This window comes from Caulobacter sp. FG7, from assembly GCF_057808875.1.
Genome location: NZ_JBMDIW010000001.1, coordinates 74,770 through 99,239, shown reverse-complemented (window position 1 = coordinate 99,239; position 24,470 = coordinate 74,770). Strand labels below are relative to the sequence as shown.

At 69.2% G+C, this 24,470-nt stretch carries 20 protein-coding genes; 10 read left to right on the top strand and 10 right to left on the bottom strand.

The window, feature by feature from the left end:
- The first annotated feature begins 90 nt into the window (after nucleotides 1–90).
- Nucleotides 91–2,097 (top strand): methyl-accepting chemotaxis protein, encoded by a 2,007-nt coding sequence (locus tag ACODR1_RS00505; RefSeq protein WP_488878700.1) that lies wholly within the window; start codon nucleotides 91–93, stop codon nucleotides 2,095–2,097.
- 167 nt (nucleotides 2,098–2,264) lie between these two features.
- On the opposite strand, the gene ACODR1_RS00500 is transcribed toward ACODR1_RS00505, so the two are convergent.
- A complete protein-coding gene (locus ACODR1_RS00500; RefSeq protein WP_488878699.1) occupies nucleotides 2,265–2,558 on the bottom strand; it encodes a GIY-YIG nuclease family protein in 294 nt (97 codons plus the stop codon).
- 323 nt (nucleotides 2,559–2,881) lie between these two features.
- Between ACODR1_RS00500 and ACODR1_RS00495 the strand changes: the two genes are divergently transcribed.
- The gene (locus ACODR1_RS00495) at nucleotides 2,882–3,694 is read left to right on the top strand and encodes a hypothetical protein (RefSeq protein WP_488878698.1); all 813 of its coding nucleotides are present in this window, start codon (nucleotides 2,882–2,884) and stop codon (nucleotides 3,692–3,694) included.
- A 62-nt stretch (nucleotides 3,695–3,756) separates the two neighbouring features.
- Here the strand turns inward: ACODR1_RS00495 and lpdA are convergent, their stop codons facing one another.
- On the bottom strand, nucleotides 3,757–5,160 hold the full coding sequence (gene lpdA, locus ACODR1_RS00490; protein ID WP_488878697.1) for a dihydrolipoyl dehydrogenase: 1,404 nt from the start codon (nucleotides 5,158–5,160) through the stop codon (nucleotides 3,757–3,759).
- Between the two features lie 372 nt (nucleotides 5,161–5,532).
- Between lpdA and ACODR1_RS00485 the strand changes: the two genes are divergently transcribed.
- The 3 genes from ACODR1_RS00485 to ACODR1_RS00475 all read left to right on the top strand — a co-directional run bounded on the left by ACODR1_RS00485 (nucleotide 5,533) and on the right by ACODR1_RS00475 (nucleotide 10,678).
- Nucleotides 5,533–7,029: a S10 family peptidase gene (locus ACODR1_RS00485; protein WP_488878696.1), complete on the top strand. Its 1,497-nt coding sequence runs from the start codon at nucleotides 5,533–5,535 to the stop codon at nucleotides 7,027–7,029.
- A 313-nt stretch (nucleotides 7,030–7,342) separates the two neighbouring features.
- Complete coding sequence (locus tag ACODR1_RS00480; protein ID WP_488878695.1) at nucleotides 7,343–9,748, top strand: TonB-dependent receptor; 2,406 nt, start codon at nucleotides 7,343–7,345, stop codon at nucleotides 9,746–9,748.
- A 150-nt stretch (nucleotides 9,749–9,898) separates the two neighbouring features.
- Nucleotides 9,899–10,678, top strand: a complete 780-nt coding sequence (locus ACODR1_RS00475; protein ID WP_488878694.1) for a hypothetical protein — start codon at nucleotides 9,899–9,901, stop codon at nucleotides 10,676–10,678.
- A gap of 5 nt (nucleotides 10,679–10,683) precedes the next feature.
- Here ACODR1_RS00475 and ACODR1_RS00470 read toward each other — a convergent pair whose 3' ends face one another.
- Nucleotides 10,684–11,433: an SDR family oxidoreductase gene (locus ACODR1_RS00470; RefSeq protein ID WP_488878693.1), complete on the bottom strand. Its 750-nt coding sequence runs from the start codon at nucleotides 11,431–11,433 to the stop codon at nucleotides 10,684–10,686.
- 71 nt (nucleotides 11,434–11,504) lie between these two features.
- Nucleotides 11,505–12,125 carry a helix-turn-helix domain-containing protein gene (locus ACODR1_RS00465; RefSeq protein ID WP_488878692.1) on the bottom strand — a complete coding sequence of 207 codons (621 nt, stop codon included), beginning with the start codon at nucleotides 12,123–12,125 and terminating at the stop codon, nucleotides 11,505–11,507.
- A 231-nt stretch (nucleotides 12,126–12,356) separates the two neighbouring features.
- On the opposite strand from ACODR1_RS00465, the gene ACODR1_RS00460 reads away from it, so the two are divergent.
- Nucleotides 12,357–12,893, top strand: coding sequence for a redoxin family protein (locus tag ACODR1_RS00460; protein ID WP_488878691.1), 537 nt, complete (start codon nucleotides 12,357–12,359; stop codon nucleotides 12,891–12,893).
- Between the two features lie 108 nt (nucleotides 12,894–13,001).
- On the opposite strand, the gene ppk2 is transcribed toward ACODR1_RS00460, so the two are convergent.
- Complete coding sequence (ppk2, locus tag ACODR1_RS00455; RefSeq protein ID WP_488878690.1) at nucleotides 13,002–13,778, bottom strand: polyphosphate kinase 2; 777 nt, start codon at nucleotides 13,776–13,778, stop codon at nucleotides 13,002–13,004.
- Nucleotides 13,779–13,841: 63 nt separating this feature from the next.
- On the opposite strand from ppk2, the gene ACODR1_RS00450 reads away from it, so the two are divergent.
- Both ACODR1_RS00450 and ACODR1_RS00445 read left to right on the top strand, forming a co-directional pair.
- Nucleotides 13,842–14,558 carry a 16S rRNA (uracil(1498)-N(3))-methyltransferase gene (locus tag ACODR1_RS00450; RefSeq protein WP_488878689.1) on the top strand — a complete coding sequence of 239 codons (717 nt, stop codon included), beginning with the start codon at nucleotides 13,842–13,844 and terminating at the stop codon, nucleotides 14,556–14,558.
- A 258-nt stretch (nucleotides 14,559–14,816) separates the two neighbouring features.
- Nucleotides 14,817–16,178 (top strand): glutamate--cysteine ligase, encoded by a 1,362-nt coding sequence (locus ACODR1_RS00445; protein WP_488878688.1) that lies wholly within the window; start codon nucleotides 14,817–14,819, stop codon nucleotides 16,176–16,178.
- Between the two features lie 205 nt (nucleotides 16,179–16,383).
- On the opposite strand, the gene ACODR1_RS00440 is transcribed toward ACODR1_RS00445, so the two are convergent.
- Both ACODR1_RS00440 and ACODR1_RS00435 read right to left on the bottom strand, forming a co-directional pair.
- Nucleotides 16,384–17,016 carry a lysoplasmalogenase gene (locus ACODR1_RS00440; protein WP_488878687.1) on the bottom strand — a complete coding sequence of 211 codons (633 nt, stop codon included), beginning with the start codon at nucleotides 17,014–17,016 and terminating at the stop codon, nucleotides 16,384–16,386.
- Nucleotides 17,009–17,431, bottom strand: a complete 423-nt coding sequence (locus ACODR1_RS00435) for a YkvA family protein (RefSeq protein ID WP_488878686.1) — start codon at nucleotides 17,429–17,431, stop codon at nucleotides 17,009–17,011. Before ACODR1_RS00435 ends, ACODR1_RS00440 begins: the two co-directional genes overlap by 8 nt.
- Nucleotides 17,432–17,488: 57 nt before the next feature.
- Between ACODR1_RS00435 and ACODR1_RS00430 the strand changes: the two genes are divergently transcribed.
- On the top strand, nucleotides 17,489–18,271 hold the full coding sequence (locus ACODR1_RS00430; protein ID WP_165261107.1) for an SDR family NAD(P)-dependent oxidoreductase: 783 nt from the start codon (nucleotides 17,489–17,491) through the stop codon (nucleotides 18,269–18,271).
- 128 nt (nucleotides 18,272–18,399) lie between these two features.
- A complete protein-coding gene (locus ACODR1_RS00425; protein WP_488878685.1) occupies nucleotides 18,400–20,214 on the top strand; it encodes a vWA domain-containing protein in 1,815 nt (604 codons plus the stop codon).
- A 304-nt stretch (nucleotides 20,215–20,518) separates the two neighbouring features.
- Here ACODR1_RS00425 and ACODR1_RS00420 read toward each other — a convergent pair whose 3' ends face one another.
- The 3 genes from ACODR1_RS00420 to ACODR1_RS00410 are packed head-to-tail and all read right to left on the bottom strand — an operon-like array spanning nucleotide 20,519 to nucleotide 24,373.
- On the bottom strand, nucleotides 20,519–20,875 hold the full coding sequence (locus tag ACODR1_RS00420; protein WP_101716047.1) for a YdbL family probable chaperone protein: 357 nt from the start codon (nucleotides 20,873–20,875) through the stop codon (nucleotides 20,519–20,521).
- A 14-nt stretch (nucleotides 20,876–20,889) separates the two neighbouring features.
- A complete protein-coding gene (locus ACODR1_RS00415; RefSeq protein ID WP_058349385.1) occupies nucleotides 20,890–21,069 on the bottom strand; it encodes a YnbE family lipoprotein in 180 nt (59 codons plus the stop codon).
- A gap of 37 nt (nucleotides 21,070–21,106) precedes the next feature.
- Nucleotides 21,107–24,373, bottom strand: coding sequence for an intermembrane phospholipid transport protein YdbH family protein (locus tag ACODR1_RS00410; RefSeq protein ID WP_488878684.1), 3,267 nt, complete (start codon nucleotides 24,371–24,373; stop codon nucleotides 21,107–21,109).
- Nucleotides 24,374–24,470 lie beyond the last annotated feature (97 nt).

Below are 24,470 nucleotides of genomic sequence, written 5' to 3'. Positions count from 1 at the left end.
TTTACCGCGCGCCCTGCTTTGTGGATCCAAAGATGAAACACCTCCGCCGCGTTCGGTGCGCGAGAGGACGCTGAAAGCGGGACAGTCCTGATGAAGCTCGACGATCTGAAGATCGCCACCAAGGTGATGCTGCCGGCCATCGTGCTGGCGGTCGTCGCCGTCGCCTGCGTCGGCATGGGCGTGTGGCAGCAGAAGAAGCTGGAAGCCACCACCTCGACCATCGTGCAGCAGCGCGCCCCGGCCGAGCTGGAAATGGCCCGCTTCAACCGCCGCGTCGCCAGCATCGGCTACGCCGCCTATCGCACCGTCGCCAACGAGGGCGCCTCCGACGCGGCCAAGCAGGCCTCGCAGGAAATCGACGACGCCCTGAAGAGCGGCAACGAGCGTCTCGACGCCGTGGTCAAGGCTGATCCGTCGACCGCCAAGGACGTCGCCGGCTTCCGCGCCCGCTTCAAGAAGGTCTACGACAGCGGCCGCCAGGGCGCTGACCTGGGCCTGCAGGACGCCAACGAGGCCGGCATCATGGTCATGGCCGTGATCGATCCGGACATCACCGCCCTGACCAAGGACGTGTCGGACTGGACCGACAAGCACACCGCCGAAACCAAGGCCATCGTCGCCAAGGCCAGCAAGGACGCCCAGATGGGCGTCATGGTCAGCCTGCTGTTCGGCCTGATCTCGGCCGCCGCCGCCATGGTGTTCGCCGTGTGGATCGGCCGCAGCAAGATCTCGCGCCCGCTGGTCCAGCTGTCCAAGACCATGGAAATCCTGGCCCAGGGCTCGGTCGAGGTCGACGTCAACGGCGCCCAGCGTCGTGACGAGGTCGGCGCCATGGCCCGCTCGGTCCAGGTGTTCAAGGACAACGCCCTGGCCCTGCGCACCGCCGAGGCCGCGCAGCAGCGCGCCGCCGCCGAGACCGAGGCCGAGCGCCGCCGCAACGAGCAGGTTCGCGAAGCCGCCGCCAAGGAGCAGGCCTTCGTGATGGAAGAGATCGCCACGGGCCTGAACCGCCTGGCCGAGGGCGACCTGACCTATCGCGTCGACGCCGACTTCCCCGCCGACTACAAGCGCCTGCAGTCCGACTTCAACGGCGCCATCGCCCAGATGGAAGAGGCGATGCGCACCATCGTCCACGCCGCCAACGGCATCGGCGCCGGCAGCGACGAGATCGCCTCGGCCGCCGACGACCTGTCGCGCCGCAGCGAGCAGCAGGCCGCCAGCCTGGAAGAGACCGCCGCCGCCCTCGACGAGATCACCGCCACGGTCCGCCGCAGCTCGACCGGCGCCCAGGAAGCCTCGCGCGTGGTCGGCTCAACCCGCGCCGACGCCGAACGCTCCAGCGTCGTCGTCAAGGGCGCCGTGGACGCCATGCAGCAGATCGAGAAGTCCTCGACCGAGATCAGCCAGATCATCGGCGTGATCGACGAGATCGCCTTCCAGACCAACCTTCTGGCCCTGAACGCCGGCGTCGAAGCCGCGCGCGCCGGCGACGCCGGCAAGGGCTTCGCGGTCGTCGCCCAGGAAGTGCGGGCCCTGGCCCAGCGCTCGGCCGAAGCCGCCAAGGAGATCAAGACCCTGATCTCGACCTCGAGCCAGCAGGTCAATCAGGGCGTCTCGATGGTCGGCCAGACCGGCGAGGCCCTGCAGGCCATCGTCAGCAAGGTCGGCGAGATCGACGCCCTGGTCAGCGAGATCGCGGCCTCGGGCCAGGAGCAGGCCACCGGCCTCAACCAGGTCAACGCCGCCGTCAACCAGATGGACCAGACCGTCCAGCAGAACGCCGCCATGGTCGAGCAGTCGACCGCGGCCAGCCACTCGCTGAAGGGCGAGGCCAACGGCCTGATGCAGATGATCTCGCGCTTCCAGGTCTCGGGCGCCGAAGCCCGCCGCGCCTCGGCCGGCGGCGGTTCGACCCGCCGCGCCGCAGCCCCGCCGCCGGTCTCGCGTCCGGCCCCGGCCGCGGCCAAGCCGGCGGTGTCGCTGGCCGGCGCCGAGAGCCGCCCTGGCGTCAACCCGGTCCGCTCGGCCCAGGCCAAGCTCGCCGCCTTCGCCTCGTCGGCCCCGGCGGCCAGCAGCGACGACTGGGAAGAATTCTGATCGCGTAACGCGCCCCGCGTATCGGGGGCGTATCCTCCTCATGACTACCAGCCCCGCCGGCCCGTCCGGCGGGGTTTTTGTTTGACCAGTCGCTCGTGCACAAAAGCCCGTCATCCCGGCCGAAGCGCAGCGTAGAGCCGGGACCCAGGGGCCAAGCGCACCGCCATTCAGCAGTTCAGGGTCTCGTACAGATCCAGCCACAGCGGGTTCATCCGCTCAATCAGCTCCAGCTTCCACGCTCGCCGCCATCGTTTGATCAGCTTCTCGCGCTGGATGGCCGCGCCGATCTCGTCGTGCACCTCGTACCAGACGAGCCGCGTGACGCCGTATTTGCGGTTAAACCCTGGCGTCAGTTTCTCGCGATGCTCCCAGACCCGACGCGACAGGTCGTTGGTTACGCCCACATAGAGCGTGCCGTTGCGATCGCTCGCGAGGATGTAAACGTAGGAAACGTGCTCCATCTCGCCCTCGAATTCGAGAACAAAATAGAAACATCATGAGGCCACCAAGGCAATGCCGGCGGCCCCTGGGTCCCGGCTCTTCGCTACGCTTCGGCCGGGATGACGAACTTTTTTGATCGGAGACTTCCGCCGGTTCACCACCATCGGTGGGCCCACCGGGCAGTCGTCGGGGCTGCCCAGTGGACCCGGATTCGACCAGGCGTCTCAATCTGCGCCGCCCCCCGCCGATCCTGTTGCGCCGCCAGAACCGCGGCGCAATTTAAGATTGATTGCCCGGACACCACGCGCCGATCGCACCGCACCATCCACTGGGGGAACCGCAAATGTCTACCGGAACGACCACCGACAACCTTTTCGCCGATATCGCCACCGTCCCCTACGTCCTGAACGACACCTGGAACGGCAACACCGCGATCGGGGTCTGGCAGTCCACGATCTCCGTCACCGGCAAGGCCGTGTCGGTCCAGCCGACGGGTCAGACCGACATCTACGACTACTTTTTGATCGAGCTGGTCGGCCAGAGCTCGCTGACCGTCAACAAGGGCAACCGCCCGCCCGTCGGCTACGGTCTCACCATCGACTTCAACACGCCCAACGAGCCGCCGCCGCCCGTGGAACTGATCCTCAGTTCGCCCGATACGACGGTGACGACGACGACCTACAGCGACTCGCTCAGCTACAGCTTCAACGGAAGCATCGGCTTCTCGCCGTCGGGGCCCAGCGTCTCGATCGGCAGCAGCCAGACGATTTCCAACACGACCACCAGCTCGATCGCGAGCCTGGAGGTCCTCAACCTTTCGGGCGTGAGCGGCAGCGTCGCCGGCTCCTGGCAATACATCATCGCGGCGAAGTCGCTGGAGGCGGAGGGCGCGACGCCCCTGCTGGGCCAGGTGCTGGTGCGCCGCCCCCATTCGGCGGATCCGTTCCTGATCAACGTCGAGGTCGCCGTCTACTTCAGCAACAAGCACCTGCCCACGGGCCTGAACTGGAACGGCGTCAGCCAATTCATCGAGAGCTTCAGCGGCGGCCATCTCCCACCGCTGGCCAAGGGCAACGCCCGCATCGCCATGCAACACACCCGCACGCTCGAGGCCCCGCCGCTGCCGCTTTCGGTCGCCGCCGAGGCCGTCGGCTGAGAAAGAAAAAGCCCCGCCGTCTCCGGCGGGGCTTTCCGATCTCTAGGGCGATGTGCGGCCCGTCAGGCCTGCATCGTCCAGCCTTCGACGCCCATGGCCGCCTGGCGCAGGGCTTCCGAGCGGGTGGGGTGCGGGTGGCAGGTGCGGGCGACGTCTTCCGACGAACCGCCGAACTCCATGGCCACGCAGATCTCGGCGATCATGTCGCCGACGTTGGGACCCACGGCGTGGGCGCCCAGGATGCGGTCGGTCTTGGCGTCGGCCAGCACCTTCACGAAGCCGTCGGTCTCGTGGTTGATCTTGGCGCGGCTGTTGGCCAGGAACGGGAACTTGCCGACCTTGTAGGCGACGCCCGCGGCCTTCAGCTCGTCTTCCGTCTTACCGACGGTGGCGACTTCCGGCTTGGTGTAGATGACGCCCGGGATGATGTCGTAGTTCACGTGGCCGGCCTTGCCCGCGATCAGCTCGATGCAGGCCACGGCTTCGTCCTCGGCCTTGTGGGCCAGCATCGGACCCGAGGTCACGTCGCCGATCACCCAGATACCGTCGACGCCGGTCTTGTAGTGGTCGTTGGCGATGATTCCGCGCTTGTCGGGGGTGATGCCCACGGTTTCCAGGCCCAGGCCTTGGGTGAACGGGCGACGGCCGATGGCCACCAGCACGTAGTCGGCCTGCAGGGTCTCGGCGGGACCGCCGGCGACCGGCTCCAGCGTCAGTTCGGCCTGCTTGCCCTTGTCGGCCGCGCCGGTGACCTTGGCGCCCAGCTTGAACTTGAAGCCCTGCTTGGTGAGGATCTTCTGGAAGGCGGTGGCCACTTCGGTGTCGGTGCCCGGGACGATGCGGTCCAGGTACTCGACGACGGTGACTTCGGCGCCGAGGCGACGCCACACCGAACCCAGCTCCAGGCCGATGACGCCGGCGCCGACCACGATCAGGCTCTTGGGCACGGCCGGCAGGGAGAGGGCGCCCGTCGAGTCGACGATGCGGCCGGCGTTGTCGATGGTCACGCCCGGCAGCGGGGTGGGTTCCGAACCCGTGGCGATGACGATGTTCTTGGTCTCAAGGACGCGTTCGCTGCCGTCTTCGGCCTTGACGACGACCTTGCCGGGTCCGTCGATGCGGCCCCAGCCCTTCACGTACTCGACCTTGTTCTTCTTCATGATGAACTCGACGCCCTTGGTCAGGGCTTCGACGCTCTCGGCCTTCTGGGCCATCATCTGGTCGAGGTTCAGCTTCGGCTTCACTTCGATGCCGAGCTTGGCGAACTCGCCGCCGGCGGCGGCTTCATAGTATTCCGAGGCGTGCAGCAGGGCCTTGGAGGGCATGCAGCCGACGTTCAGGCAGGTGCCGCCCAGCTTGCCGCGACCTTCGACAATGGCCGTCTTCAGGCCCAGCTGGCCGGCGCGGGTCGCCGCGTTGTAGCCGCCGGGGCCGCCCCCGATGATGACGACGTCGTATTGGGCCATGGGATCTTCGCCTTGCAGCAACGCGCCAGGAACGGCGCCGGACAGAAATATGGTGTCGGCAAGACGCTTTGGCAGGCCTTGCCGAGGCGGGGCTACTCCTAGTGCGGCGGGGGACAAAACGGAACCCGTTTTTCGCCCTTATGCGTGATCCGGAAAGGGAAATTCCGTCGCGCCGCCCGCGTCTTGAACAAGCGCGCGCTGCCCCGCCCATGGGCACGTTCTTGCCGCCCGCCCACTTTTCCGCGTCGTCCTTGCCGACAGCTTGGCCATGCTCTAGCCATTTCGCCCATCACCGGAGCCCGCCATGCCGCGCGCGCTCCAAATTCAAGATGGCAAGGCGCCCAGCCGGCAGGCGGGCGTTCGGGAGGCGACATGCTCAGCACTTGGAAGTCGTGGACCGCGGGGGCGGCCCTCGCGATCGGCATGATGGCTGGCGGAAACGCCATGGCTCAGGACGCCAAACCCGCGCCTGAAAAGGCGCCGGCCGCCGAACTGCCCGCCTTCCCGGCCGACAAGTCGGTCAAGCAGACCACCGTCCTGGCCGGCAAGACCATTGCCTACACCGCCACCGTCGGCTCGCTGCCGGGGCGCGACGAGAAGGGCAAGAAGATCGCCGAGGTGGTGTTCACCGCCTACACCCTGGACGGCCCGCGCGATCCCAACCGTCCGGTGACCTTCGCCTTCAACGGCGGCCCCGGCGCGGCCTCGGTCTATCTGAACTTCGCGCTTGGCCCCAAGCGCGTGCAGTTCGGCGCCGAGGGCGACAGCCCGTCGGCCCCCACCCGCCTGCAGGACAACCCGGCCAGCTGGATGGACTTCACCGACCTCGTCTTCATCGACGCCGTCGGCACCGGCTTCTCGCGCAGCACGACGACGCCGGAAGAGACCAAGAAGCGCTTCTACGGCGTCAAGCAGGACATCGACTACCTGTCGCGCATCGTCTTCGACTGGCTGGTCAAGAACGAGCGCCTGCAGTCGCCCAAATACATCGTCGGCGAAAGCTACGGCGGCTTCCGCGGCCCGCGCCTGACCTACACCCTGCAGACCGACTACGGCGTCGGGATCAACGGCCTGGTCCTGGTCTCGCCGCTGCTGTCGAGCGCCGGCCGCACCGCCCAGGAGATCTCCCCCCTGCCGGCCATGTGGACCCTGCCGTCGATCGCCGCCGCCAAGCTGGAGCGCGACGGCAAGCTGACCCCGGCCGCCATCAAGGACGTCGAGGACTACACCCGCGGCGAATACATGGTCGACCTGATGAAGGGTTCGGACCCGGCCGCCCTGGATCGCCTGACCACCAAGGTCTCGGCCATGACCGGCCTTGATCCGACCTATGTCCGCCGCGCCGGCGGCCGGCTGGAGACCCAGTCGTTCCTGCGCGAGGTGTTCCGCCAGACGGGGCGCCTGGGCAGCCGCTACGACAGCAACGTCACCTCGCTGGACCCCTTCCCGTTCGCCCCCGAGCAGGAAATCAACGACCCGATCCTCGACTCGATCATCGCGCCCACCACCAGCGCCATCGTCGACTTCACCACCCGCACCGTCGGCTGGAAGGTCGAGGGCCGCTACGACGCCCTGTCGGGCGAGGTGAACCAGGCCTGGGATCGCGGCCGCGGCCCCGACACCGAGTCCGTCACCGACCTGCGCAAGTCGGTCTCGGTCGACCCCAAGCTGAAGGTGCTGATCGTCCACGGCTACAACGACCTGTCGTGCCCGTTCTTCGCCTCGCGCCTGGTGGTCGACGCCATGCCGGCGACGGCGAACGGCCGGGTGACCCTGGCCAACTATGCGGGCGGCCACATGTTCTACAGCCGCCCCGACAGCGGGGCTGCCTTCCGCGCCGACGTCAAGAAGCTGTACGGCGCGAACTGACGACCGCGAAAACCTCGCCCTTCGACAAGCTCAGGGTGAGGTTTTCTACTGCGCCGCTTTCGCTTGGTCCTCATCCTGAGCCTGTCGAAGGACGAGGACCACGCAAGGCGCGAGCCATGGACGCCGTTCCAAAGGCCGTCCCGGGAGACCGGGGCGGCCTTTCGCTTGTCCGCCCCACGACCAGACCCGCGGACCGCCCCGTAGAAAAACTGGCCGATGGCGGAGCCATTCTCCATTTCACCGATAGGAATAGGTAGATATCACCGCAGCCCAATCGCCGAATGGCGTTATCTCGAATTGAGGGGGCTCTCTGATGATCGCACTTTCGGCCAAGCGGCTCGGCCGCGCCGCCCTGCTGGGCGCGCTTCTTTCCACCACCGCGGGCCTGGCGCTGGCCGCCGAGGCCGATGTCGCGCCCATCGCCGCGACCCCGGCCGATCCGGCGGATCCGGCCGCCAACGACGACGCCAGCCTGGTCGGACAGGTCTTCGTCACCGCCCGCCGCCGCGAGGAAAGCGCCCAGGAAGTGCCGATCGCCCTGACGGTGACCTCGGCCGAGACCCTGACCCAGACCGGCGTCAACAGCATCGTCGCCCTGACCCAGCTGGTCCCGACGCTGCAGGTGCTGTCGCCCAACCCGCGCAACACCGCCCTGACCATCCGCGGTCTCGGCGCCAGCTACGGCCTGGCCAATGACGGCCTGGAGCAGGGCGTCGGCATCTATGTGGACCAAGTCTACAACTCGCGTCCCGGCGCGGCGACGCTCGACTTCATCGACATCCAGCAGATCGAGGTGCTGCGCGGCCCGCAGGGCACGCTGTTTGGCAAGAACACCACCGCCGGCGCGCTGAACATCACCACCCGCGACGCGACCCAGGACTTCGAGGCCGACCTTGAAGCCAGCTACGGCAGCCTGAACTTCCGCCAGTTCAAGGCCACCGTCGCCGGCCCGATCATCAAGGACATCCTGGCCGCCCGCCTCTCGTTCGTCGGCACCTGGCGCGACGGCGACCTCTACAATCCCAAGAGCAACACCTACCAGAACGCCCGGTCCAGCACCGGCTACCGCGGCCAGCTGAAGTTCACCCCGAACGAGAAGCTTACGGTCAAGCTCTATGGCGACTACGCCGTCCAGCAGCCCGAGTGCTGCACCCAGGTCTATGTGACGGTCGGCGACACCGCCAAGAATAGCAACCTGGAATACGCCTTCCTGGCCGCCGGCAAGAACTACACGGTCGCCAGCACCAACCCTTACGACCGCATCTCCGACATCGACGACCCGATCCAGGCCGACCAGTGGGTCAACGGCCTGTCGGCGGTCGTCGACTACGACTTCGGCCCGGTCACCCTGACCTCGGTCACCGCCCACCGCGAATGGGACTGGGAGCCGCGCAACGACCGCGACTACACCGCGCTGGACGTCACCCGCCGCTCCAACAACCCTTCGCACCAGAAGCAGTTCAGCCAGGAATTCCGCCTGTCCAACAACGGCGGCGAAGCGTTCGACTGGACAGTGGGCCTCTACTATTTCGACCAGAACGTCACCACGCACGGCGTCACCGAATACGGCTCGGACGCCTCGTACTGGCTGCTGCCCGGCACACCCGAGGCCTCGGTTCCGGCGCTGCTGGACGGCTACACCGTGTTCAACGACAGCACGATCGACACCACCAGCTACGCCGCCTTCGGCCAGCTGACCTGGAAGATCAACGACCGCCTCAGCGTCACGCCCGGCGTTCGCTTCACCCAGGAAAAGAAGGACGGCACCTACATCCAGACCACCACGGGCGGGCTGGCCAATCCCACCACCGCCCAGAACAACCGCCGCCTGGGCCTGGCCCGGCCGCAGAACTTCACCGCCAACACCGACGACGGCGCCTGGTCGGGCCAGATCGCCGTGGTCTACGCCCTCTCCAAGGACATCAACGCCTACGCCACGGTGTCGAGCGGCAACAAGTCGGGCGGCATCAACATGACGTCCTTGCCGCTGACCAGCGCCAACCTGCCCTCGCAGCAGGCCGCGGTGATCCGCCCCGAAAAGGTGACGACGATCGACGTTGGCCTGAAGACCCAGTGGTTCGACCGCCTGCTGACGGCCAACCTCGCCGCCTTCGCCACCGACGTGAAGGACTTCCAGGCCAACGTCGTCGACAGCGGCCCCGGCGCCCTGCGCGGCTACCTGGCCAATGTGAAGAAGGTCGAGGTGCGCGGCGTGGAACTGGACACCACCACCCGCTCGATCGGCGGCTTCAAGTTCTACGGCAACCTGGCCTGGACCGAGGGCAAGTACGCCGACTTCGTCAACGGCCCCTGCCCGCTGGAGCGGATCGGCGCCTCGACGGCCCAGTGCGACCTGTCGGGCCGCCCGCTACCGGGCCTGTCCAAGTGGGCCGGTTCGGCCGGGGCGGAGTATCGCCAGGACGCCACCCTGGGCCGCCTGACCGGCGAGGTCTATGCTGGCGTCGACGCCAGCTTCCGCTCCAACTACTACGCCGACAGCTCGGACTCGCGGTACTCGATCATCAAGGCCTACGAGATCGTCAACCTGCGGGCCGGCTTCAAGTCGCAGGCAGGCTGGGAGGCCTTCGTCTCGGTGCGCAACGCCTTCGACGCCGAGTACCTGCAGAACATCACCGTGGTCTCGGGCAATTCGGGCCTGGTGGTCGGCACGCCGGGCGACGCTCGGGCGGTCGCCTTCACCCTGCGCGCCAGCTACTAGGCGCCAGGAACGCTCCGTCCCCCGGCGCTCCACACGCCGGGGACGGACGCCGACCACAATCGCAAAGCGAGAGCCTTAACCGAGAAAATCAATTTTCGATTGACCGACTCGTCGGGAACTCGGCCATGCATCCCGGTTCAAGGACTTCGCATGGCCGCTTCCACCGTCGCTACTTCGCCGCCGCGTCTCGGCCTCGACCAGATGCTGAAGATCTGGGCGATCATCAGCCTCGTCGCCGCCGGCGCCACCAACCTCGCGCTCGTCCAGATCTTTCGGCGCTGGGGCCTGCCCTACATCCAGTTAGCCAGTTCGAGCGACATCCTGGCTCTGAGCACGCTGACCGGCCTGCTCGCGCCGTTTCCTTTCGTCTTGGCCTGGATCTTCACTCCGCTCCTAGAAGCCATCGGCGAGCTGGTCGGCGCAAAGCGACGCCCGCTGATGGTCCTGCTCTTCGCATTGCCGCTGGTGGTGCTTTTCCTCGTCGGCGCCTCGCTTGCCGACACCGACGCCCGATGGCTGACCATGTTCGCCGCGACCTGGCTGGGACTGAGCCTCGCGGTCTACGTCCTCTATCGGGTCAATGATTTCGCAGACAAAAAGCGCTGGCGAGCCTTGTTGATCTTGCCCGCCGTCACCCTGTTCATCGCCGTGCATGTCGTCTGGTCGGGCATGATGATCGACCTGTTATCCGTGAAGGGTTTCGTCGGCGGGCGCTGGGCCGCAAAGAGCGACAAGATCCCGTGCGACGGCCGGGTCATGTGGATGGGCGACAAGACCACGATCGTCCGCTGCGCCGACGCCAAGCCCCCTTCGGACTACGTGATCATCGGCAAGGACGGCCTGGTGCTGACCCATGACCGCCAGCCGGCCAAGGCGCCCGCGAAACCGGCGGCCTCGCCGCCAGCTCCCCAGACCGCCAAGGCCGGCTGAAGCCCCTACTTCACCGCCGCGTTGCCGCCGTCGGCATAGAGGGCCGAGCCGGCGACGAAGCTGGCCATGGGACTGGCCAGGAACAGGGCCGCGCTGGCGATTTCGTCGGGATCGGCGATGCGTTTCAAGGCATGCAGGCCGGCGGCCCATTCCTTCTGCGCGGCGTCGCCGCCCATCGGGGTGTCGGTTCCGCCGGGCAGCAGGGCGTTGGCGCGGATCCCCCGCGCGGCGTAGTCGGCGGTCAGCCCCTTCACCAGGCCCATCAGCCCGGCCTTGGAGGCGCCGTAGGCGGCCATGCCGGGAATGCCGACGCTGGTCCCCACGAAGGTCGAGACGAGGACCAGCGACCCGCCGCCGCGCGCCAGCATGGCCGGGACCTGGGCGCGCGCGCCCAGGAAGGCCGAGGTCAGGTTGGCGGCCAGCACGGCGTTCCAGTCGTCCAGCGTGATATCGGCGAGCGGCGCATAGGGGCCGACCGCGCCGGCGTTGTTGATGGCGATGTCCAGCCCGCCGAACCGCTCGACGGCGGCGGCCACCAGGGCTTCGTGGGTGGCGGGCTCGACGACGTCGCCGGTGACCGCCAGGACCTGTCCGCCGTGGCTGCGGATCTCTTCGGCGACGATCTCCAGGGCGTGGCCGCCGCGAGCGTTGACCACCACCGCCGCCCCTTCGGCGGCCAGCCGCAGGGCGGTGGCCCGACCGATCCCCGACGACGCGCCGGTGACGATCGCGACCTTGTTGTTCAGCATCGACATGCTTGCCTCCTCATCTGGAGGCCAGGGTCCGGCAAACGGCGTGGGGCGGCCACCCGGATCCTGCTGCGACCTCAGGCGTAGACCGGGTCGGCGGAGGCGGCGGCGCCGCGCAGGTTCTGGCGGCGCCAGGCGTTGGGGCTGATGTCGAAGGCGCGGCGGAAGCGGTTCGACAGGTGGGCCTGGTCGGAGAAGCCGCAAGCAATGGCGATGCGGCCCAGCGGCTCGGCCGAGTCCAGCATCATGGCGCGGGCCTGCTCCAGGCGCAGGCCCAGGATGTGGTCGCGCGGAGCCATGCCGTAGCTGGCGGCGAAGGCGCGCGAGAAGTGGCTGACGCTGAGCTTGGCGATCGCCGCCAGGTCCGTCACCCGCACCGAGCCGTCGAGATTGGCCGAGAGGTGGGCGTCGATACGGCGCATCTGCCAGGGGGCCAGGCCCCCGCGATCCAGTTCGCCCGGGGCGGCGGCTTCCAGCAGGCGCAGGCCTTCGCGCTGGACCAGGGCCATGGCCTCCTGGATGCGGCGCTCGGCTTCGCCGCGATCCTCGCGGGCGGTGCGCTGGGCGTCGCGCAGCAGGTCGGCGATGCGCTTAGGCAGGGCGCTGGCCTGCACGTCGTCGTGCTCGCGGGGGGCGAAGCTGCGCGAGGTTTCACCGATCTGGGCGGCGCGGGCGGTCATCGTCTGGGTGGCGAACATGGTCTCAAATCTCCCCTGGCGGGCCCGGCGGCCGCGGCGTTGAAGGAGAGAATGGCGGGACCCGAATGATCGCGAAATGGAAATGATGGAAAGCTATCTTTTCCAATTTTTACGCAGTGATCGTGAGGTCTTGGATATTCCGGTCGTGATTTCCCGGCCGGCTTGTCCCAGTACCGGCCTGGGTCGGCGCAGGCGGGCGCCCATCTATCGGCGGCAAGCCAAGAGGTTCCGATGACCACCCCGCCCCTGACCACCAGCCGCTGGTTCAACAGCAAGACGCCGCTCGACCTGCCCGCCCTGGCCGGCCGGGTGGTGGCGGTCTACGCCTTCCAGATGCTGTGCCCCGGCTGCGTGGCCAACGCCCTGCCCCAGGCCCAGCGCCTGCGCGAGGCCTTCGCCGAGTCCGACCTGGCGGTGATCGGCCTGCACACGGTGTTCGAACACCACGAGGCCAACACCCCCGCCGCGCTGGAGGCCTTCCTGCACGAGTACCGGATCAGGTTCCCGGTCGGGATCGACGCCCCCGACCCGAACGGCGGCCCGATCCCCCAGACCATGGCCGCCTACGCCCTGCAGGGCACGCCCAGCCTGCTGCTGTTCGATCGCCAGGGGCGCCTCGTGCACAAGCTGTTCGGCCACCCGCCCGACCTGACCCTCGGCGCGGCCGTCCAGGCCCTGGTGCAGTCGGGAGAGGCGCCGGCGCCCGCTGGATCGGCCGAACCGGAAGATGGCTGCGCGGATGGCGTCTGCGCCGCGCCGGTCGGCTAGCGCCCCAGCGGAAACCTCGTCCTTCGACAAGCTCAGGATGAGGTTTCCTATCCCGAACGCATCAATGATCCTCACCCTGAGCCTGTCGAAGGGCGAGGATCACGCCCCCTACCGCGCCAACCGCCCGTCGCTCAGCGCCGCCGGCTCGAAGCGGAAGATCACCTCGGGATCGGGCTCGGGCACGCCCTTGAGGATCTTCCTGCCCGCCGCCCCGTCAGGCGCGGCCGCGTGCAGCAGCCAGCGGATGATGTTCAGCCGGGCGGCCTTCTTGTGGTCGGCGCGCACGCACACCCAGGGCGCGGCCTCGGTATGGGTGCGGGTCAGCATGTCGTCGCGGGCGGCGGTGTAGTCGTCCCACTTCTCCTGGGCGACGGCGTCCAGCGAGCTGGTCTTGAAGGCCTTCAGCGGATCGTCGCGCCGCGCCTTCAACCGCTCGGCCTGCACGTCCTTGCCGATGTCGAGCCAGAACTTCGACAGCCGCATGCCGTTCTCGACCAGCATCCGCTCGAAGCCGGGCACGTCGCGCAGGAACTGCTCCTGCTGTTGCGGGGTGGAAAAGCCCATCACCCGCTCGACCCCGGCCCGGTTGTACCAGGAGCGGTTGAAGATCACCGCCTCGCCGCAGGCCGGCAGCCATTCCACGTAGCGCTGGAAGTACCACTCGCTGGCCTCGCGGTCGCTGGGCTTGGGCAGGGCCGCCACGATGGTCTGCCGCCGGTGCAGATGCTCGGTGATGCGGGCGATGGCGCCGTCCTTGCCGGCCGCGTCGCGTCCCTCGAAGATCGCCAGCAGCTTCCACTGCTTGTCGATGGCGTGCTTCTGCAGGGCGATCAGCGCGATCTGGAGGTCGCGCAGTTCCTCGTCGTAGTCGCGGGTCTTGCTCATGCCCACTCCTTGCTGCTGGCGGGAGCCTACCCCCGAAACGGAAACCTGGGCTAGAAGGAGCGCATGATCCGCCTCTTCGTGCCCCAGCCGCTGTCCAAGGACGCCGGAATCGCTCCGACCCAGGAGCAGTCGCGCTATCTCGTCCAGGTCATGCGCCTTGGCGTCGGCGCCGAGATCCTGGTGTTCAACGGCGCCGACGGCGAGTGGCGCGCCAGCCTGGTCGACGCCGGCAAGCGCGGCTGCCTGTTGAAGGCCGAGGAGCAGACCCGCGAGCAGACCACCCCGCCCGACCTTGATCTGATCGTCGCCATGGTCAAGCGCGGCCGGGTCGAGACCATCGTCGAAAAGGCCGCCGAGCTGGGCGCCCGCCGGGTGCGCCTGACGGTCACCCGCCGCACCAATGTCGACTACATGAAGCTGGCCCGCCTGGACGCCATCGCCATGGAGGCCGCCGAGCAGACCGGCCGCCTCGACGTGCCGGCGATCCTGGATCCCGAGAAGCTCGACAAGATCCTCGACGGCTGGGACGAAAGCCGCCGCCTGGTGTTCTGCGACGAGGGCGGCGACGCCAAGCCCGCCATCGAGGCCCTGGCCGGCGCCGGCGATCCCGCCGCCATCCTGATCGGCCCCGAAGGCGGCTTCGCCCCCGAGGAGCGCGAGCGCCTGCGGTCCCTGCCGTTCGTGACGCCGATCTCGCTGGGCCCGCGCATCCTGCGCGCCGACACGGCCGCGATCAGCGCCATGACCCTGTGGCAGGCCGCGGCGGGGGATTGGCGCTAGAAGACCCCCTCAGTCGGCTTCGCCGACAGCTCCCCCAGAGGGGGAGCATCTGGAGGCGCCGCGCTCATAGATCCTCCCCCTCTGGGGGAGGTGGCCCAGAGGGCCGGAGGGGGCTGAGACCGAACGGTAACGCTAATTGTAGCGGACCCTCTTGAGGTCGGCTAAGACAGCGCCCAACTGCGCTCCACGCGTTTCGTGGCGGTCGGGGGGAATTGGGCCCCTCCCCTCCTGTAGCGTTCGATTTTAGGGGAGACGGCGATGGCCGACACCGCCAGCCTGGATCAGCGCCCGCTGACCCTCGAAGACCTGACCGCCTATTTCGCCAAGGGCAGCAAGCCCAAGTCGGCCTTCCGCGTCGGCGCCGAGCACGAGAAGTTCGGCTTCTATCTCGGCTCCCACGCGCCCGTGCCCTACTACGGCGAGAAAGGCGTGCACGCCCTGCTGCTTGGCCTTCAGCGCTTCGGCTGGAAGCCGGTGATGGAAGGCGAAGTGGTCATCGGCCTTGAGCGCAACGGCGCCAATGTCAGCCTGGAACCCGGCGGCCAGTTCGAGCTTTCGGGCGCTCCGCTGCTGACCATGCACGACATCTGCGAGGAGACCGGCGGCCACCTCGACGAGGTCAAGGCCGTGGCCGACGAGCTGGGCCTGGGCTTCCTCGGCGTCGGCTTCTCGCCGCAGTGGAAGCGCGAGGAGGTGCCGGTCATGCCCAAGGGCCGGTACGTGATCATGCGCAACTACATGCCCAAGGTCGGGGGCCTGGGCCTCGACATGATGCTGCGCACCTGCACGGTGCAGGCCAATCTCGACTTCGAGAGCGAAGCCGACATGGTCGCCAAGTTCCGCATGAGCCTGGCCCTGCAGCCGATCGCCACGGCCCTGTTCGCCAATTCTCCGTTCACGGAAGGCAAGCCCAACGGCTTCCTCTCCGCGCGCGCCAACGTCTGGACCGACACCGACCCCAACCGCACGGGCCTCTTGTCGTTCGTGTTCGAGGACGGCTTCGGCTTCGAGCGCTACGCCCAGTATGTGCTGGATGTGCCGATGTATTTCGCCAAGCGCGGCGACCGCTACATCGACCTGGCCGGTCGGTCGTTCCGTGACTTCATCGACGGCAAGATCGAGGAAGTCGGCGGCGAGCGCGCCACCATCAAGGACTGGGCCGACCACGCCACCACGGCGTTCCCGGAAGTCCGCCTGAAGACCTACCTGGAAATGCGCGGCGCCGACGCGGGTCCGTGGAGCCGCCTGTGCGCCCTGCCGGCCCTGTGGACCGGCGTGTTCTACGACGACGCGGCCCTGGCGGCGGCCTGGGACCTGGCCAAGGACTGGACGGTCGAGGACCGCGAAGGCCTGCGCCGCGACGTGCCGACCCTGGGCCTGAAGGCCAAGGTCGCCGGCCGCACCGTGCAGGACGTCGCCAAGGACTTCGTCGCCATCGCCAAGCAGGGCCTGAAGGCCCGCGGCCAGCTGAACGGCGGCTTCCTCGACGAGTCGATCTATCTGGGCGAACTGGAAGAGATCGCCGACAGCGGGATCACGCCTGCCGAACGCCTGCTGGAAAAGTTCCACGGCGAATGGGGCGGCGACATCGGCAAGCTGTTCGACGAAGGGGCTTACTGACCGCCAGATGCTCCCCCTGAAGGGGGAGCTGTCGCGGAGCGACTGAGAAGGAAGCGGCTGGGAAATCGGCCACCGCCTCGAAAGCTGAAACGTCCCCCCTCCGGCCCTCCGGGCCACCTCCCCCAGAGGGGGAGGATTTGGCGGCGCCGCGCCAGGAAGATGCTCCCCCTCTGGGGGAGCTGTCGGCGAAGCCGACTGAGGGGGCCTACCGCAGCATCCCCAGCACGATGCCCGCCTGGCCGCCGATATAGAGGAACCACACCGCCCAGGCGGTCAGCCTCGCCGAGCCCAGCAGCTTCGCGCCCTTGAACAGGTCGAAGGCCAGGATCGCGTCAGAGGCCATGAACGCCACGGCCCCGACCGTCGCCGGCCAGCGCATGGTCGGCAGGGCGGCCGCCGAGACCACCATGGCCAGGATCGCCGCCACATAGGCCAGCACCGCCGACCGCAGCGGGCCGAGCGAGCCCCACAGCCGCCGCAGCATCACCGCGCCGACCAGGGCCGCGACCGGGGCCAGCACGAAGAAGGCCTGGCTGGGCGCCGCGCGCTCGCGCCAGAAGACGATCACATAGACGACGTGCCCAGCCAGGAACGCCGCCAGGCCGAACGGCAGCCAGCGCTTGGGATCGCCGGCCAGGAAGGCGTCGCCCAGGGCGCACAGGGTCAGGGCCACGGCCAGCAGCACCGTGCCGCCCTCCAGATAGGCCAGCACCGCCAGCGCGCCGGTCGCGGCGGTCTTGACCACCGTACGCAGGAACGACGGCGGGCGCTCCACCAGCACCAGGCCATAGGCCAGGGCGCACGCGCCACAGATCGCCCACAGGACGGTGTCAGTCATCCTTGGAGAGCTTGGTCAGGAAAGCCTGGGCGGCGTCCTTGTGGCGGGCTTTCAGGTTCTTGCCGACGATCGCCAGCAGGGCGGCGATCACCGCGGCGTCGTCGGTGAAGCCGATGGCCGGCAGCACGTCGGGAATGGCGTCGGTGGGCAGCACGAAATAGGCCAGGGCCGCGAACATCATGCCCTTGGCCGCCGCCGGGGTTTCCGGGTCGCGCGCGCACCACCACAGCGACAGGGCGTCGGCGGCGAACGGGATCTTCGAGGCCACCCTGCGCATCTTCGGCCAAAAGCCGCGGCTGACCCGCTGCTCGTTGACCCGCACCGTGGCCGGCACGAGCGCCTTCCTCGGATCCAGCACGTCGTCAGGCGTAACGCCGCCGTTGACGTCGGGGGATGGTTTGGCGTCGGCGCTCATCGGGTTAAACCGCTCCTCAACAGAGACCAATTAAACGCAACCCCAGGGGAAACGTCCATGAAACTCGACAACACCGTCGCCGCCGTCGTCACCGGCGGGGCCTCGGGCCTCGGCGAAGCCACCGCCCGCGCCCTGGCCGCCCAAGGCGTCAAGGTCGCCATCTTCGACATGAACGAGGCCCGCGGCGAAGAGGTCGCCAAGGAGATCGGGGGCGTCTACTGCAAGGTCAACGTCACCAGCGACGCGGATGTCGACGCCGGCTTCGAAAAGGCCCGCGCCGCCCACGGCCAGGAGCGGATCCTGGTCAACTGCGCCGGGGTCGGCAACGCCGCCAAGACCGCCAGCCGCGACAAGGCCACCGGCGAGACCAAGCACTTCCCGCTCGATATCTTCGACCGCGTGATCCAGATCAACCTGGTGGGCACGTTCCGCTGCATCGCCAAGTCGGCCAAGGGCATGCTCGACCTCCCGCCGCTGCAGGACGGCGAGCGCGGCGCCATCGTCAACACCGCCAGCGTGGCGGGCGAGGACGGCCAGATCGGCCAGGCCGCCTATTCGGCCTCCAAGGGCGGCGTCATCGGCATGACCCTGCCGATCGCCCGCGACCTGATGAACGACGGCATCCGCGTCAACACCATCCTGCCGGGCATCTTCAACACCCCGCTGATGAACGCCGCCCCCGACAACGTCAAAGACGCCCTGGCCGCCTCGGTGCCCTTCCCCAAGCGCCTGGGCAACCCGGCCGAGTACGCCCAGCTGGCTTTGACCATGATCACCTGCGGCTACTTCAACGGCGAGGACGTCCGCCTGGACGGCGGCATCCGCATGGCGCCGCGCTGACGCGTTCAGTCGGCTTCGCCGACTGCTCCTTGCTCCTCCCCCGTTTCACGGGGAGGAGCCTTCAAAAACCCCTGGCGCTTTTCGTTTACGCGCGTAATCATCGCCTCAACCAGAGGGGGATAAGCGCCATGAACAAAACCATCCGCTTGGCCAGCGCCGGCCTGCTGTCCGTCCTGATCGCCCTGCCGGCCGGCGCCATGACGCCGCCGCCGCCCATGCAGGACGGCGCTCCCACGGCCGACGCCTGCGCCGCCCTCGGCTTCGCGACCTGGGCCGACGTGCACGAGAGCGTGGCCGTCTCAGGCGCCCGGACGAGCCGGCGCACCGCCACCCACGCCCTTCCGCCCCCTCCTCCTCCTCCTCCGCCGCCGCCGCCGCCGCCGCCGCCACTAACGGCCTCCGCCCCGCTGCCGATCCCGTTGCCTATCCCGCCGGTCAGGGAACGCAGCGACGTCGGCGCGCTCGGCTACGCCCCCGCGCGTCCCGCCGTCATCCAGTCGGTCCCGATCCAGGCCCCGCGCGACACCGAACGCTATCCCGGCGCAGCCTCCAACCCGATCAAGCGGACGGCCGACGAGCCGGTCTCGACCTTCTCGATCGACGTCGACACCGCCGCCTACGCCAATGTCCGCCGCTTCCTCGACGACGGCCGCCCCGTGCCGCGCGACGCGGTGCGGGTCGAGGAGCTGGTCAACTATTTCGACTACGGCTATCCGCGCCCGGCCTCGGCCGACACCCCGTTCCGGGCCACCGTCGCGGTCGCGCCCTCGCCGTGGTCGGCGCAGCGCAAGCTCGTCCACATCGGCCTGCAAGGCTATGAGCGCCCCCGCGCCGACCAGCCGCCGCTGAACCTCGTCTTCCTGGTCGACACCTCCGGCTCCATGCGCGGGCCCGACCGCCTGCCGCTGGCCAAGAAAGCGCTGAACGTGCTGATCGACCAGCTGCGGCCGCAGGACCGGGTGGCCGTCGTCGCCTATGCCGGCTCGGCCGGGGCCGTGCTGGCGCCCACCGACGGCCGCTCGAAGCTGAAGATGCGCTGCGCGCTCGAGGCCCTGCAGTCGGGCGGCTCGACCGCCGGCGGCCAGGGGCTGGAGCTGGCCTACGCCCTGGCCCGCCAGAACTTCGACAAGGGGGCGGTCAATCGCGTGATCCTGCTGACCGACGGCGACTTCAATGTCGGGATCGCCGATCCCTCGCGGCTCAAGGACGTGGTCGCCGACCAGCGCAAGAGCGGCGTCTACCTGTCGGTCTACGGCTTCGGGCGCGGCAACTACAACGACGTGATGATGCAGACCCTGGCCCAGAACGGCAACGGGACGGCGGCCTATGTCGACAGCCTGCGCGAGGCCAGGAAGCTGCTGCGCGACGACTTCGCCAGCAACCTCTTCCCGATCGCCGACGACGTGAAGATCCAGGTCGAGTTCAATCCGCGCGAGGTCTCCGAGTACCGGCTGATCGGCTACGAGACGCGCCTGCTGAACCGCGAGGACTTCAACAACGACCAGGTCGACGCCGGCGAGGTCGGCTCGGGCGCCTCGGTCACCGCGCTGTACGAGATCACGCCGGCCGGCGCGGCGCCCTCGTCCGATCCGCTGCGCTATGGCGGGGCCAAGCCTGCCCCTGCGGCCGGCAAGGCGGGCGAGTTGGCCTATCTGAAGGTGCGCTACAAGCCGCCCGGCGGCAGCGTGTCGAAACTGATCGAGCGGCCGATCGGCCCGGCCGACACCTATGCCAGCCTGGCGGCCGCGCCGGAGGCCACCCGCTTCGCCGTGGCGGTCGCCGCCTACGGCCAGAAGCTGCGCGGCGATCCCTGGCTGGCCCCTGCGTTCGACTGGCCCGCCGTCACCGCCCTGGCGCAAGGCGCGCGCGGCGACGACCCCTACGGCCTGCGGGCGGAGTTCGTGCAGCTGACGCGGGCGGCCGCGGGGGTGAAGGGGGACTAGAGCCCTTTCCCCTTGCGGGAGAGGGTGGCCCCACGCAGTGGGGTCGGGTGAGGGGTCGTACCAACAGAAACGCCGCGAAAGCCGATCGGCTTTCGCGGCGTCTTGCGTCTGAGAAACCCCTCATCCGTCGCCTGCGGCGACACCTTCTCCCGCAAGGGGAGAAGGATCCGGACAAAGGATCCTCCCCCGAAGGGGGAGGTCGCCCGTAGGGCCGGAGGGGGAAGCGGCTGCTGACGCGCCGCCGGAACTTCCCCTCAGTCGCTTGGCGACAGCTCCCCCTTCAGGGGGAGCATCTTCGACGCCCCTACTTCTTCACCCAGCCGCCGCCGAGCGGCTTCCAGTATTGGCCGGCGGCCAGGCGGGCATAGAGCTGCTTGGCGGTGGCCTGGCCGGCGGCGTCGGCGGTGACCCCGGTCTTGGCGGCGGTGTCCTTGTAGACGGCCGCGCGGCCGGTGTTGATCTCGGCCACGGCGGCGCGCAGGTCGGCGTCGCCGCCCGACACGATGCCGAGGAAGCCGTCGGCCTGCTCGCCGACCGTGCCGGCGGACTTGGCCGAGTCAACAGCGGCCTTGGCGGCGGCCGACTGGGCCATCACGGGGGCGGCGGCGACCGCGCCCAGGGCGGCGGCGATGGCCAAAACCGTCATCGTCTTGCGGATCATGGCGGTTCCTCCTCTTAGAACAGGTTCGGGTTCTGCTGGATCAGCGTCTGGACTTCCTTGTCCAGCCGCACCCGCACGTCGGCGTCCAGCTTGGCGTAGATGTTGATCGGATCGACCTTGACGCGGACGGTCGGGGTGCAGGCCGCAAGGCCTCCCGCCGCCAGCAGGGTCGCGATCAGGACGCGCTTGTGCATGGCTTTAAGTCTCCATTTCGGGCTTCACGTTCGTCGTTCACGGCTGAACAGGCGCTGAACGACGGGTTTCTTCGGTTTCCTCGGCGAAGCGGCGGCCCCAGGCGGCCAGAAGCTCGTCGAAATTGAGCGAGGTGTCGAGCGTCAGGTCCACCGGCGTCTTGGCCGGCAGCGGGATCCGCCGCTGGAAGGCCTTGCCGCGGATCAGCTCCAGAATGCCCACCCGGGCCTTCTCGGCGACCTTGGGATCGTGCTCGCCCTTGATGTGGAACAGCATGCCCAGGCGACCGTTCGGCGTCGAGTTGACGCCCGCCTCGAGGGTGTCGAACGACAGGTTCTCCATGGCCTGGTAGGCGAAGTCCTGGATGGCGTTGACGGGCGCGTCGGCGGGCGGCTGGTTGTTGGGGTTGCCCGGGCTGTCGCTTTCGCCCTGGTTGGCCTCGACCCCGGTCAGCGCCTCGCGGGCGATCGAGATGCGGCCGGGCTTGATCGCCGACAGCTTGCCGTCCAGCAGCTTGAAACCCTTGTCGCTGAACTGGAACGGCAGGCGGCCCGAGACCACCGCGTCCAGCTTGACCTTCTCGGCCAGGGTCGAGCCGGCGGTCAGTTCGCCCAGGTCCAGGCCGTCGATGACGATGACGCCGCTGATCGGGCCGCCGTTCAGCGGCACGTCCACGGGCTCGATCGAGATCTTGCCCTTGGCGGCCGTCAGGCTGGCCTCGCTGACCTTCAGCGAGGTGGCGCCCAGGGTGAACACCGCGCCCACGGCCTCCAGCGGCACGATGGAGTCGATGCGGGTGATCTTCAGGCTCTGGTCGGGAGCGCTGGTCAGCGGCGCCAGGCTGTCGAACTTCACGTCGCCGGCCAGGGTGGCCACGAAGCCCAGCGGGCTGGCGCGGAAGTCCAGGCCCTGCGTCGAGACCTCGCCGCTGCTGGTCACGCCCTTGTCGGTCCAGTCGAAGCGGCCCTTGAAGCTGGCCTTGCCCTCGGCCTCGCTGGCGAAGGCGGCCATCGGGCTGACCGCCACCGGCTGCAGGCCCGCCTCCTTGGTGAAGACGATGTTCGAGGCGTCGATCAGCGCCGAGCCTCGACCGCTCTCCACCCCGTGGCGGATGTCGATGCGGCCCAGGGCGAACCCGCTGGCGGTGCCGACGTCGACGCCGCCGCTCCACACGCCCGAGGCCAGGTTGAGCTTTCCCGTCGCCTTCACCGGCTCGAAGCGCTTGGCCGAGGCCGCATCGATCAGCCGGCCTTCGGTCAGCCGCACCTCGGCGCGGTCGAAGCCCTGGCCGCCGCCGACGAAGGTCCCGGCCACGCCCTCGGCCTTGGCTTCGGCAGCGGTGATCGCGCCGCGTCCATTGGCGAAGCGGGCCTGGGCCTCCCAGCGGCCGCCCGCCACCCGCACCAGCGGCGCGGCGACGGGGCAGAGGTCGAGCGCGATATCCTGGATCGGCCGCTCGCCGGCCTCGCCCGCCTCGATGGCCGCCACCGTGACCGGCGTGCACCCGGCCAGGCGGAAGTCGAACACGCCGCCGGCGGCGCGGGCCTGGCCCTTGATCGTGGCGCTGATCCCCTCGGCGGGCGGCACGTCCAGCTTGCCGGCCAGGGTAACGGGCGAGGTAAAGCCACGCGCGTCGGCCCGCCAGTCGCTGGCCGTCAGGGTCAGCTCGGGCAGGCCGCCGCCGCCCAGCGCCAGGGTCGCAGCCCCGCGCGAGACGCCATGCAGGCTTTCCATCAACCGCCCGCCGCCGGGGGTCAGGGTCGCCTTGGCGCCGCTGGCCGCCGCCAGGGTCACGGGCTTGCCGGCGAAGGCGGCCACCCGGCCCTCGCCGATCTCCAGCCGCAGGTCGTCGGCGTCGAGCGAGAAGTCGGTCAGGGCCTTGCGGGCCGCCGCCGCATATTCGGGGCTGGGCAGGCCGGCGGTGAGGCGCTCGGCGTCGGGGGCGGCCACCGCCCCGTCCGCCCCGGCCCGGCCCTCCAGAGTCAGGCTCAGGCTCTCGCCCGCCTGGAAGCGGCCCCTGGCGTCCAGCACCAGGGCCGACAGCCCCAGGCCGTCGCGCGCCGCGCGGCCGACGCCGGCGGCCACCTGGATCGGACCCGACACGCTCATCGGCCGGCCCTTGGGCGCGCTGAACACGAAGGTCTTGGACTTGATGTCGACCGCCGTGCGGGTCAGGGCCGCGCCGCCGGCCACAGCCCGCTCGGCCGTGCCGCGCAGGCGCGCCGGCCCCAGCACCCGCGCGCCGGCCTTGTCGAAGTCCACCCGCAGGGCGTCGCTGTCGAGCTCGGCGGTGAAGCTGCGCGCCTCCAGCCCCGGCGCCACCAGCCGTCCGGCCCGGGCCTGGCCCGACAGCCGCGCGGCCGCGCCGCCTTGGGTGAAGTTGCCGGCCACCAGGCCCGCCAGGGTCAGGCGGGTCTCGACGTCGTCGAGGCTGGTCTCGCCGGCCCTCAAGCCCTGGGCCTTGATCGACAGCTTGACGTCGGCCGGCCCCGTGGCCGCCAGGCGCTTGAGGTCGGGATAGGCGACATCGGCCTCGACCCGGGCGTCGGCGCCTTCCAGGTCGACCTGCTCGGCGTCCAGGGCGTCGATCTCGGCGCGGGCGTCGATGGCCAGGCGATCGCCGCGCTTGCGGGCCTTCAGCATCGCCCCGCGCAGTTCGACCTGCAGGTCGCCGGTGGCGTAGCGCATGGCCGCGATCGCCGCATCCAGCCGCAGCAGTTGGCCGTCGTCGAGGCTGGCGTCGCCGGTCAGGCGGGCCACGCCCCCCGGGGTCTGCAAGGTGACGCGGGCGTCCTCGACCAGCACGGCCGGCCCGCCCTCCTTCTCCTCGCCGGGCGACTTCAGCGCCTCGTCGATCAGGGGCTGCAACTTGCCGAAGGTCAGCTTTTGGCCGTCATAGCGGGCCTGCAGGCGCGGACTGGTGATGCGCACGGCCCGGGTGTCGATGGCGAACGGCCCGCCCGACCACGGGGCTTGCAGGTCGTAGGCCACCTCGATGCGCTTGGCCGAGAAGTAAGGGTCGTTCTTGGGGCCCAGCCGGATCGAGCCGGCGAAGCCCGAGGCGTCCAGGCTCTCGACCGAGATCAGGCCCTCGATGCCACGCTCGGCCAGCCACGCTTCGGCCAGCGCCTGGCTGATCTCGCGCCGGCCGGCATAGGCCGACATGCCCAGCGCGATGAACGCCATCATGGCAAACGACGCCGCCTCCAGACCGGCGTCGGCCAGCGCGGCCTTGCTCAGGCGCGGGCTCCGCGCGGGCTTGGCGGGTTTCGTGACGGAATCGGGGTCGGCGTGAGGCTCGGCCATCGGCCGCACCATGCCGCAAGCCGTGGCGTTTGTGAGGCCCCGGTTCGAGAAAAGTCAGGAAAGCGACGATCCGGAAACAAATCCCCCTTCCCCATCA